The sequence below is a fragment of the Escherichia sp. MOD1-EC5433 genome (assembly GCF_002966005.1).
Classification (GTDB): Bacteria; Pseudomonadota; Gammaproteobacteria; order Enterobacterales; family Enterobacteriaceae; genus Escherichia; species Escherichia ruysiae.
Map to the genome: position 1 here is coordinate 299,875 of NZ_PTRL01000003.1, position 10,840 is coordinate 310,714.

Sequence of the window (10,840 nt, forward strand, 5' to 3'; positions counted from 1 at the left end):
GGAATTTGTATGAGAAATAAAAATATAATTATGTTGCTTATTGGTGGTTTGATTTTGACAGGATGCGGACAGGAGCCTGATGATAAGGAAAACCCGCAGCACCAATCTACTACATCGACAGACCAGCAAGCGCGAGCCGCGCAACAAGCGGCAACAAAAGTGGCTGAGCAAAGAGCCGCCGCTGCTAAAGCCGCTGCAGACGCGAAAGCAAAAGCCTTAGTCCAGCAAGAAGCGCAACAATACTCAGACAAACAAGCTTTACAGGGGCGATTGCAGGAAGCGCCAACATATGAAAGAGCGGCTAAAGCAAAAGCTACACATATCTCAAATCCTGGAACCGCTCGCTACCAGCAGTTCGATGACAATCCGGTTAAGCAGGTAGCGCAAAACCCGTTGGCGACGTTTAGCCTTGATGTTGACACCGGCAGCTATGCAAATGTACGCCGTTTTCTCAATCATGGGCAGTTGCCTCCGCCAGATGCAGTGCGGGTGGAGGAGATGGTGAATTACTTTCCGTCAGACTGGGTTATTAATGATAAAAGCAATAATAAAGAGCTTGTTCCCGCCAGTAAGCCTGTACCTTTTGTTATGCGCCACGAACTGGCACCGGCGCCATGGAATGAGCAGCGAACCTTACTGAAAGTGGATATTCTGGCGAAAGATCTCAAAAGTGAAGCGTTGCCTGCTTCTAATCTGGTCTTTCTTATCGACACGTCCGGGTCAATGTATTCTGATGAACGCTTACCTCTAATTCAGTCTTCTTTGAAATTGCTAGTCAAAAAACTCCGTGATCAGGACAACATTTCTATCGTGACCTATGCCGGTGACTCCCGTATTGCGTTGCCTTCTACCTCCGGGAATCATAAAGATGAAATCAATGCTGCTATTGATTCGCTGAATGCCAGAGGTAGCACTAATGGCGGTGCCGGGCTGGAGATGGCTTATCAGCAGGCAGCTAAGGGGTTTATTAAAGGTGGCGTCAATCGCATTTTATTAGCAACTGACGGTGATTTTAACGTTGGCATTGACGATCCAAAATCGATTGAATTAATGGTGAAAAAACAGCGGGAGTCTGGTGTTACGCTATCGACGCTGGGCGTAGGAGGGGATAATTACAATGAGGCAATGATGGTGAGAATTGCCGATGTCGGCAACGGTAATTACAGCTACATTGATACCCTCTCTGAAGCGCAGAAAGTGTTAAACAGCGAAATGCATCAGACGTTGGTTACCGTGGCGAAAGATGTTAAAGCGCAGATTGAGTTTAACCCGGCGTGGGTGACGGAATATCGTCAGATTGGTTATGAAAAGCGCCAACTGCAGGCAGAAGATTTTAATAACGACAATGTTGATGCTGGCGATATTGGCGCAGGTAAACATATAACTTTGTTATTTGAATTAACGCTGAACGGACAAAAAGCGTCAATTGATAAATTACGCTATGCACCGGATCAGAAATCAGCGAAATCGGACAAAGCGAAAGAGCTGGCATGGTTAAAGATACGCTGGAAATTCCCTCAGGGAAAAGAAAGTCAGTTAGTTGAATTTCCACTGCTACCGACAACTAATGCTCCTTCTGAAGATATGTATTTTCGCGCAGCAGTAGCTGCATATGGGCAAAAGTTACGCGGTTCTGAATACCTGAACAATACATCCTGGCAGCAGATCAAACAGTGGGCGCGGCAGGCAAAAGGGCAAGATTCTCAAGGTTACAGAGCTGAATTTATTCGTCTGACTGAACTGGCGGAAGGTCTGGACAATTCACAAAACTAAAAATGATAAATCTGTTTGCCTGATATCGACATCAAGCATATTCGGCAAACAGATGAAAGATATGTCGAATAAGTACGTTGGCATCATGAAATTAATCCGCCAACTAACTACCGCATTTCGATTTAAATGCTAAACACCGCGAAATCGCTCGCCAGTTCTGTTGCCGGGAAAATTGCCCGGCACTCGCGTAATAAATGCTGACAGCCTTTATCATCATAGCGTGAGCTGACGTGGGTAATGATCAATTTGCCGACACCCGCCTCACGAGCCAGAGTCGCCGCCTGACGGCTTGAACTGTGCCCACGGCTGTTAGCTTTGACTTCCATCTCCATATCCAGCGTCGTTTCGTGAACCATTATGTCGACACCTTTAGCAAGATCGATTGCGGCATCGCAAGGGCCGGTATCACCGAAAATGGCGATTGATTTACCCGGCGTAGGCGCGGCTAAGTAATCAGCGCCATTAATCTGCCGACCGTCTTCCAGCGTGACTGTTTTGCCTTTTTTCAAATCCTGGAACAGCGGACCGGGTTGTACGCCGGCATCTTTTAACGCCTGGGCATTCAGCGCGCCTGGTTTATCATGTTCTTCAATACGATAGCCGTAACACTCCAGTGGATGTTCCATTGGATATGCCGTTACCTTGCGCAGGCCATCATCAACTATTTCTCCTGCCGTAATTTCAACAATTTCCAGCGGATAATCGGTCCATGAGCCGCTAATGCGTAACGCTGTCTCAACAAATTCACGGATACCTTTCGGACCATAAATCGTTAATGGTTGCATAATGCCTGACATGGAACGACTGCATAGCAATCCGGGCAAGCCAAAAAGGTGATCGCCATGAAGATGGCTTATAAAAATCCTGTCCAGTTTTCCTGGGTTAAATGCCGTGTGCAACATCTGGTGTTGTGTACCTTCACCACAGTCAAATAACCAAAGCCCGGCTTGCGTCGGATGTTGCAGATTAAGCAATATGGCTGTGACATTACGTGTCCGGGTCGGAACACCTGCCGAAGTACCTAAAAAAATTAATTCCATGAGTTCATCACGCTGCTGAAAATATTCCGGCTAGTATAAAGCAAACAGTACAAAGGAGCCTTCCATGATCGACTGGCAAGATCTGCATCATTCTGATTTATCCGTTTCTCAGCTTTATGCCTTATTACAGCTGCGTTGTGCGGTATTTGTAGTGGAACAAAACTGTCCTTACCAGGATATCGATGGTGACGATCTGGAGGGAGAAAATCGCCACATTCTCGGTTGGCATAACGGGACACTGGTGGCGTATGCGAGGATTCTGAAAAGTGACGACGAACTGCAACCCGTCGTGATTGGTCGGGTGATTGTCAGCGAAGACTTACGCGGCGAAAAAATCGGTCAACAATTGATGAGTAAGGCGCTGGAATCGTGTACTCGCCACTGGCCGGAGAAGCCGATCTATCTGGGGGCGCAGGCGCATTTACAAAACTTTTATGGGCAATTTGGTTTCATCCCTGTGACAGATATTTATGAGGAAGATGGTATTCCGCATATCGGGATGGCGCGCGAGGTTATTCAGGCGTAATCGATAACCGTTGTCTATAGTTAGTGGCAGGTTTTACGCAAATGGAGAACGATAATGTCTAATCAGTTTGGTGATACACGTATCGATGACGACCTGACGTTGCTGAGTGAAACACTTGAAGAGGTACTACGTTCCTCTGGCGATCCCGCCGATCAAAAATATGTTGAGTTAAAGGCGCGTGCAGAAAAGGCGCTGGATGATGTGAAAAAAAGGGTAAGCCAGGCTTCTGACAGTTATTACTATCGGGCGAAGCAGGCGGTTTATCGCGCCGATGACTACGTCCACGAAAAACCCTGGCAGGGAATTGGCGTTGGCGCGGCTGTTGGACTGGTATTAGGACTGTTGCTGGCTCGCCGTTAAAACCTCCCTACACTGGGGTACTGCATTTTTTCTGTAGTACCCCGTATAATGTGAGGCTTTTAACAGGGAGAGGTCCGCGTGCAATCACTTACTACGGCGCTGGAAAATCTACTGCGCCATTTGTCGCAAGAGATTCCGGCGACACCCGGCATTCGGGTTTTCGACATTCCTTTCCCTCTCAATGACGCTTTTGATGCCTTAAGCTGGCTGGCCAGTCAGCAAACGTATCCGCAATTTTACTGGCAACAACGTAATGGCGATGAAGAAGCTGCCGTGCTGGGCGCAATCACCCGCTTTACGTCGTTGGATCAGGCGCAACGTTTTCTTCGTCAGTATCCGGAACACACCGACTTACGTATCTGGGGACTGAATGCGTTTGACCCGTCGCAGGGCAATCTACTTTTACCACGCCTGGAATGGCGGCGCTGTGGCGGTAAAGCCACGCTACGGCTGACGCTATTCAGTGAAAATTCCCTTCAGCACGATGCAGTTAAGGCAAAAGAATTTATCGCCACACTGGCGAATATTAAACCTTTGCCCGCGTTACGTTTAACCACCACGAAAGAACAACACTGGCCGGACAAAACTGGCTGGACGCGATTAATCGAACTGGCAACGAAAACCATCGCCGAAGGTGAGCTCGACAAAGTGGTTCTTGCTCGGGCGACTGACCTGCATTTCGCAAGTCCGGTCAATGCGGCGGCGATGATGGCTGCCAGCCGGCGGCTCAATCTGAACTGCTATCATTTTTACATGGCCTTTGATGGCGAAAATGCTTTTCTTGGCTCAACGCCTGAGCGGCTATGGCGGCGGCGAGACAAAGCTCTGCGTACCGAAGCTCTGGCTGGAACGGTAGCAAATCATTCTGATGATAAGCAGGCGCAGCAGTTGGGTGAGTGGCTGATGGCGGATGATAAAAACCAGCGCGAGAACATGCTGGTGGTGGAAGATATCTGCCAACGATTGCAGGCCGATACCCAGACGCTGGATGTGTTACCGCCGCAGATACTGCGTCTGCGTAAAGTGCAGCATCTGCGCCGCTGTATCTGGACTTCACTCAACAAAGCGGATGATGTGATTTGTTTACATCAGTTGCAGCCAACGGCAGCAGTTGCTGGTTTACCGCGCGATCTGGCGCGGCAGTTCATCGCCCGGCACGAACCGTTCACCCGTGAATGGTATGCCGGTTCTGCGGGGTATCTCTCATTACAACAAAGCGAATTCTGCGTTTCCCTGCGCTCGGCGAAAATCAGTGACAATGTGGTGCGATTATATGCCGGAGCAGGCATTGTCCGAGGCTCAGACCCCGAGCAGGAGTGGCAGGAAATCGACAACAAAGCGGCAGGGTTGCGAACATTATTACAAATGGAATAGTAATGAGTCGCATCATTACCGATTCATATCAATAATCTATTTTTGTAGCTCCTTATACTTAGCCGCAATATTGATACCGGACAAACTCATGTCAGTAAGCGCATTTAACCGACGCTGGGCGGCGGTCATTCTGGAAGCATTAACGCGTCATGGCGTCAGACACGTCTGCATTGCCCCTGGCTCCCGTTCTACGCCGTTAACGTTAGCGGCGGCGGAAAATTCTGCATTCATCCACCACACCCATTTTGATGAGCGTGGGCTGGGGCATCTGGCGCTGGGGCTGGCGAAAGTCAGCAAACAGCCGGTGGCGGTGATAGTGACTTCCGGCACGGCGGTGGCAAATCTCTATCCGGCACTGATTGAAGCGGGGTTAACTGGAGAGAAACTGATCCTCTTAACCGCCGATCGTCCGCCGGAACTGATCGACTGCGGCGCGAATCAGGCGATTCGCCAGCCGGGAATGTTCGCCTCTCACCCCATGCATAGCATTTCACTACCGCGTCCGACGCAGGATATTCCCGCTCGCTGGCTGGTTTCTACCATCGACCATGCTCTCGGTACGCTTCATGCTGGCGGAGTCCATATCAACTGCCCGTTTGCTGAACCGTTGTATGGCGAGATGGACGACACAGGACTTGCGTGGCAACAACGTCTGGGCGACTGGTGGCAGGACAATAAACCGTGGCTGCGTGAAGCGCCTCGTCTGGAAAGTGAAAAACAGCGCGACTGGTTCTTCTGGCGGCAAAAACGCGGCGTAGTCGTTGCGGGTCGCATGAGTGCGGAAGAGGGCAAAAAAGTGGCCCAGTGGGCGCAAACTCTTGGCTGGCCGCTGATTGGCGACGTATTGTCGCAAACCGGACAGCCGCTGCCGTGCGCTGACCTGTGGTTAGGCAATGCCAAAGCAACCAGCGAGTTACAGCAGGCGCAGATTGTTGTGCAACTGGGGAGCAGTCTGACCGGCAAACGGTTACTGCAATGGCAGGCGAGTTGTGAGCCGGAAGAGTACTGGATTGTTGATAATATCGAAGGGCGACTCGACCCGGCGCACCATCGTGGACGTCGGCTGATTGCCAATATCGCCGACTGGCTGGAGCTGCATCCGGCAGAAAAACGCCAGCCCTGGTGCGTTGACATCCCGCGCCTGGCTGAACAGGCAATGCAGGCGGTTGTTGCGCGCCGTGATGCATTTGGTGAAGCGCAACTGGCACACCGCATCAGCGAGTATCTACCGGAACAGGGGCAACTGTTTGTCGGTAACAGCCTGGTGGTGCGTCTGATCGATGCGCTCTCGCAACTTCCGGCAGGTTATCCGGTTTACAGCAACCGTGGAGCCAGCGGTATTGACGGACTGCTCTCTACCGCCGCAGGCGTTCAGCGGGCGAGTGGTAAACCCACGCTGGCGATTGTTGGCGATCTCTCCGCACTTTACGACCTGAACGCACTGGCGTTACTGCGCCAGGTTTCCGCGCCGCTGGTATTAATAGTGGTGAACAACAACGGCGGGCAAATTTTCTCGCTGCTACCAACGCCGACAAGCGAGCGTGAGCGTTTCTATCTGATGCCGCAAAACGTCCATTTTGAGCACGCCGCTGCGATGTTTGAGTTGAAATATCATCGCCCGCAAAACTGGCATGAACTTGAAACGGCGCTTGCCGACGCCTGGCGCACCCCGACCACCACCGTGATTGAGATGGTGGTTAACGACACCGATGGTGCGCAGACCCTCCAGCAGTTGCTGGCGCAGGTAAGCCATTTATGATCCTGCACGCGCAGGCAAAACACGGCAAGCCAGGTTTACCCTGGCTGGTTTTTCTGCACGGTTTTTCCGGCGATTGCCAGGAGTGGCAGCAAGTCGGCGAAGCGTTTGCCGACTACTCGCGGTTGTATGTTGATCTCCCTGGTCACGGCGGTTCGGCGGAAATTAGCGTCGATGGATTTGATGATGTCATCGACTTACTGCGTAAAACCCTTGTTAGTTACAACATACTTAATCACTGGCTGGTGGGGTACTCGCTCGGTGGACGCGTGGCGATGATGGCGGCCTGTCAGGGGATGCCGGGGCTTTGTGGCGTTATTGTCGAAGGTGGTCATCCTGGGCTGCAAAGTGCTGAACAACGCGCGGAACGCCAGCGTTCCGATCACCGTTGGGCGCAGCGTTTTCGCACAGAACCATTAACGGCGGTCTTTGCCGACTGGTATCAACAACCGGTTTTTGCCTCGCTCAATGACGAGCAGCGCCAGGAACTGGTGACGCTGCGTAGCAACAATAATGGCGCAACGCTTGCCGCCATGCTGGAAGCAACCTCATTGTCCGTCCAGCCTGATTTACGTGCTAACCTTAGCGCCCGCACATTTGCGTTTTATTATTTATGTGGTGAACGTGACAGCAAATTCCGCGCTCTGGCGGCGGAACTGGCTGCTGACTGCCATGTCATTCCTCGCGCCGGACATAACGCGCATCGGGAAAATCCCGCTGGCGTAATCGCAAGTCTGGCGCAGATCTTGCGTTTCTGACTAAAGGACACAATATGATTTATCCTGATGAAGCAATGCTTTACGCACCGGTTGAATGGCACGACTGTTCCGAAGGTTTCGAGGACATTCGTTATGAAAAATCTGCCGACGGTATCGCAAAAATCACCATTAATCGTCCGCAGGTGCGCAATGCCTTCCGTCCTCTGACGGTAAAAGAGATGATCCAGGCACTGGCGGATGCGCGTTATGACGACAACATCGGCGTGATCATTCTGACTGGCGCAGGCGATAAAGCGTTCTGCTCCGGCGGCGATCAGAAAGTGCGTGGCGATTACGGCGGCTATAAAGATGACTCCGGCGTACATCACCTGAACGTGCTGGACTTCCAGCGTCAGATCCGCACCTGCCCGAAACCGGTTGTTGCGATGGTGGCTGGCTACTCTATCGGCGGCGGTCACGTTCTGCACATGATGTGCGATCTGACCATTGCGGCAGAAAACGCCATCTTCGGTCAGACTGGCCCGAAAGTCGGCTCCTTCGACGGTGGCTGGGGCGCTTCCTATATGGCGCGTATTGTCGGGCAGAAAAAAGCGCGTGAAATCTGGTTCCTGTGCCGTCAGTACGACGCAAAACAGGCGCTGGACATGGGCCTTGTGAACACCGTGGTGCCGCTGGCGGATCTGGAAAAAGAGACCGTCCGCTGGTGCCGCGAAATGCTGCAAAACAGCCCGATGGCGCTGCGTTGCCTGAAAGCTGCGCTGAACGCCGACTGTGACGGTCAGGCGGGGCTGCAAGAGCTGGCGGGTAACGCCACCATGCTGTTCTACATGACGGAAGAAGGTCAGGAAGGTCGTAATGCTTTCAACCAGAAACGTCAGCCTGATTTCAGCAAATTCAAACGGAATCCGTAATGCGTAGCGCGCAGGTATACCGCTGGCAGATCCCCATGGACGCGGGGGTGGTTCTGCGCGACAGGCGGTTAAAAACCCGCGATGGGCTGTACGTTTGCCTGCGCGACGGCGAGCGCGAAGGGTGGGGAGAGATCTCCCCACTGCCGGGCTTCAGTCAGGAAACCTGGGAGGAGGCGCAAAGTGTGCTGCTTGCCTGGGTAAATGACTGGCTGGCAGGTGATTGCGAATTACCGCAAATGCCTTCCGTTGCCTTTGGCGTGAGCTGCGCGCTGACAGAGCTTACCGATACGTTACCGCAGGCAGCCAATTACCGTGCAGCGCCGCTGTGTAATGGCGATCCTGACGATCTGATCCTCAAACTTGCCGATATGCCAGGTGAGAAAGTGGCGAAGGTCAAAGTGGGATTATACGAAGCCGTGCGCGACGGCATGGTGGTGAATCTGTTGCTGGAAGCGGTTCCGGATCTGCATTTGCGTCTTGACGCGAATCGCGCCTGGACGCCGCTGAAGAGCCAGCAGTTTGCCAAATACGTTAACCCGGATTATCGCGACCGCATCGCTTTTCTCGAAGAGCCGTGCAAAAACCGCGATGATTCGCGAGCCTTTGCCCGTGAAACCGGCATTGCCATTGCCTGGGATGAAAGCCTGCGCGAGCCGGATTTTGCCTTTGTGGCGGAAGAGGGTGTGCGCGCGGTGGTTATCAAACCCACACTCACTGGCAGCCTGGAAAAAGTACGCGAGCAGGTGCAGTCGGCGCACGCGCTGGGGCTGACGGCGGTGATCAGTTCTTCCATCGAGTCTAGCTTAGGCTTAACGCAACTGGCGCGGATTGCTGCCTGGTTAACGCCAGACACCATTCCGGGGCTGGACACGCTGGATCTGATGCAGGCGCAGCAGGTTCGTCGCTGGCCGGGTAGCCCGCTACCGTTAGTGGAATCAGATGCACTGGAGCGGCTGCTATGATCTTCTCTGACTGGCCGTGGCGTCACTGGCGGCAGGTGCGGGGAGATGCCATCGCCTTACGGCTCAATGATGAGCAACTCAACTGGCGGGAGCTTTGTGCTCGCGTCGATGAATTAGCGTCGGGCTTTGCGGCGCAGGGCGTGGTTGAGGGCAGCGGCGTGATGCTGCGGGCGTGGAATACACCGCAAACGCTGCTCGCCTGGCTGGCGTTGCTGCAATGCGGTGCGCGGGTGCTTCCCGTCAACCCACAGCTTCCGCAGCCGTTGCTTGAGGAGTTGCTGCCCAATCTTACTCTGCAATTTGCGCTGGTGCCGGAAGGGGAGAACACCTTTCCGGCGTTAACGTCGCTGCAAATTCAGGCTGGAGAGGGCGCATATGCAGCTATGTGGCAGCCGACACGTCTGTGCTCAATGACGTTGACCTCTGGTTCTACCGGGTTGCCAAAAGCCGCTGTTCATACTTATCAGGCTCATCTTGCCAGCGCCGAAGGTGTGTTATCGCTGATTCCGTTTGGCGAGCACGATGACTGGCTGCTCTCTTTGCCGCTATTTCACGTTTCCGGTCAGGGAATTATGTGGCGCTGGTTATACGCTGGCGCGCGGATGACGGTACGCGATAAACAGCCGCTGGAGCAAATGCTGGCAGGCTGTACTCACGCTTCGCTGGTGCCGACGCAGCTCTGGCGTTTGCTGGTTAACCGTAGTTCAGTTTCTCTGAAAGCGGTATTGCTTGGCGGCGCGGCGATCCCGGTCGAGTTGACGGAACAGGCGCGCGAGCAGGGCATCCGTTGCTTTTGCGGTTATGGTCTGACGGAGTTCGCCTCCACGGTATGCGCAAAGGAAGCGGACGGTCTGGCGGACGTCGGTTCGCCGCTGCCCGGTCGGGAAGTAAAAATCGTTAACGATGAAGTGTGGTTGCGCGCTGCCAGTATGGCCGAAGGTTACTGGCGTAACGGGCAACTGGTGCCGCTGGTGAACGACGAAGGCTGGTACGCTACGCGCGATCGCGGCGAGATGCATAACGGTAAACTGACCATTGTCGGGCGCTTAGATAATCTGTTCTTTAGCGGTGGCGAAGGTATTCAGCCGGAAGAAGTGGAGCGGGTTATTGCTGCGCATCCTGCGGTTTTGCAGGTGTTTATCGTCCCCGTTGCAGACAAGGAGTTTGGTCATCGCCCGGTGGCTGTCGTGGAGTATGACAGCGAAGTCGTTGATCTCAGCGAATGGGTGAAAGATAAACTGGCACGTTTTCAGCAGCCGGTGCGTTGGCTGACGCTTCCGCCTGAATTGAAAAACGGCGGCATTAAGATCTCACGCCAGGCGTTGAAAGCGTGGGTTCAACGCCAGCAGTAATGGATCATCCGTTTCACATCTCATTTTTGCCATTCCATTGCCGTTGATAAAGAGTTTATCTGTTAAT

The 10,840-nt window shown here is 53.1% G+C and carries 10 protein-coding genes; 9 read left to right on the forward strand and 1 reads right to left on the reverse strand.

The features are described 5' to 3' along the window. Positions 1-9 precede the first annotated feature (9 nt). Complete coding sequence (locus C3D30_RS08355; RefSeq protein ID WP_105286730.1) at positions 10-1,773, forward strand: vWA domain-containing protein; 1,764 nt, start codon at positions 10-12, stop codon at positions 1,771-1,773. A 122-nt stretch (positions 1,774-1,895) separates the two neighbouring features. On the opposite strand, the gene rbn is transcribed toward C3D30_RS08355, so the two are convergent. Continuing rightward, a complete protein-coding gene (gene rbn / locus C3D30_RS08360; protein WP_105286731.1) occupies positions 1,896-2,813 on the reverse strand; it encodes a ribonuclease BN in 918 nt (305 codons plus the stop codon). Between the two features lie 64 nt (positions 2,814-2,877). Here rbn and C3D30_RS08365 point away from each other — a divergent pair, with 64 nt between their 5' ends. The 8 genes from C3D30_RS08365 to menE all read left to right on the forward strand — a co-directional run bounded on the left by C3D30_RS08365 (position 2,878) and on the right by menE (position 10,773). Further along, positions 2,878-3,339: a GNAT family N-acetyltransferase gene (locus C3D30_RS08365; RefSeq protein WP_000568143.1), complete on the forward strand. Its 462-nt coding sequence runs from the start codon at positions 2,878-2,880 to the stop codon at positions 3,337-3,339. Positions 3,340-3,393: 54 nt separating this feature from the next. Next, positions 3,394-3,699 (forward strand): stress response protein ElaB, encoded by a 306-nt coding sequence (gene elaB, locus C3D30_RS08370; RefSeq protein ID WP_000070621.1) that lies wholly within the window; start codon positions 3,394-3,396, stop codon positions 3,697-3,699. Between the two features lie 78 nt (positions 3,700-3,777). Next, entirely contained in the window at positions 3,778-5,073 is a 1,296-nt protein-coding gene (gene menF, locus C3D30_RS08375) for an isochorismate synthase MenF (RefSeq protein WP_105286732.1), read from the forward strand. Positions 5,074-5,161: 88 nt separating this feature from the next. After that, complete coding sequence (menD, locus tag C3D30_RS08380) at positions 5,162-6,832, forward strand: 2-succinyl-5-enolpyruvyl-6-hydroxy-3-cyclohexene-1-carboxylic-acid synthase (protein WP_105286733.1); 1,671 nt, start codon at positions 5,162-5,164, stop codon at positions 6,830-6,832. Then, positions 6,829-7,587: a 2-succinyl-6-hydroxy-2,4-cyclohexadiene-1-carboxylate synthase gene (gene menH / locus C3D30_RS08385; RefSeq protein ID WP_105286734.1), complete on the forward strand. Its 759-nt coding sequence runs from the start codon at positions 6,829-6,831 to the stop codon at positions 7,585-7,587. Before menD ends, menH begins: the two co-directional genes overlap by 4 nt. Before the next feature lie 14 nt (positions 7,588-7,601). Continuing rightward, positions 7,602-8,459 (forward strand): 1,4-dihydroxy-2-naphthoyl-CoA synthase, encoded by an 858-nt coding sequence (gene menB, locus C3D30_RS08390; RefSeq protein ID WP_000639990.1) that lies wholly within the window; start codon positions 7,602-7,604, stop codon positions 8,457-8,459. After that, on the forward strand, positions 8,459-9,421 hold the full coding sequence (gene menC, locus C3D30_RS08395; RefSeq protein WP_001255551.1) for an o-succinylbenzoate synthase: 963 nt from the start codon (positions 8,459-8,461) through the stop codon (positions 9,419-9,421). The genes menB and menC overlap by 1 nt, the downstream gene beginning before the upstream one ends. Next, positions 9,418-10,773: an o-succinylbenzoate--CoA ligase gene (gene menE, locus C3D30_RS08400; protein ID WP_000577539.1), complete on the forward strand. Its 1,356-nt coding sequence runs from the start codon at positions 9,418-9,420 to the stop codon at positions 10,771-10,773. Before menC ends, menE begins: the two co-directional genes overlap by 4 nt. Positions 10,774-10,840 lie beyond the last annotated feature (67 nt).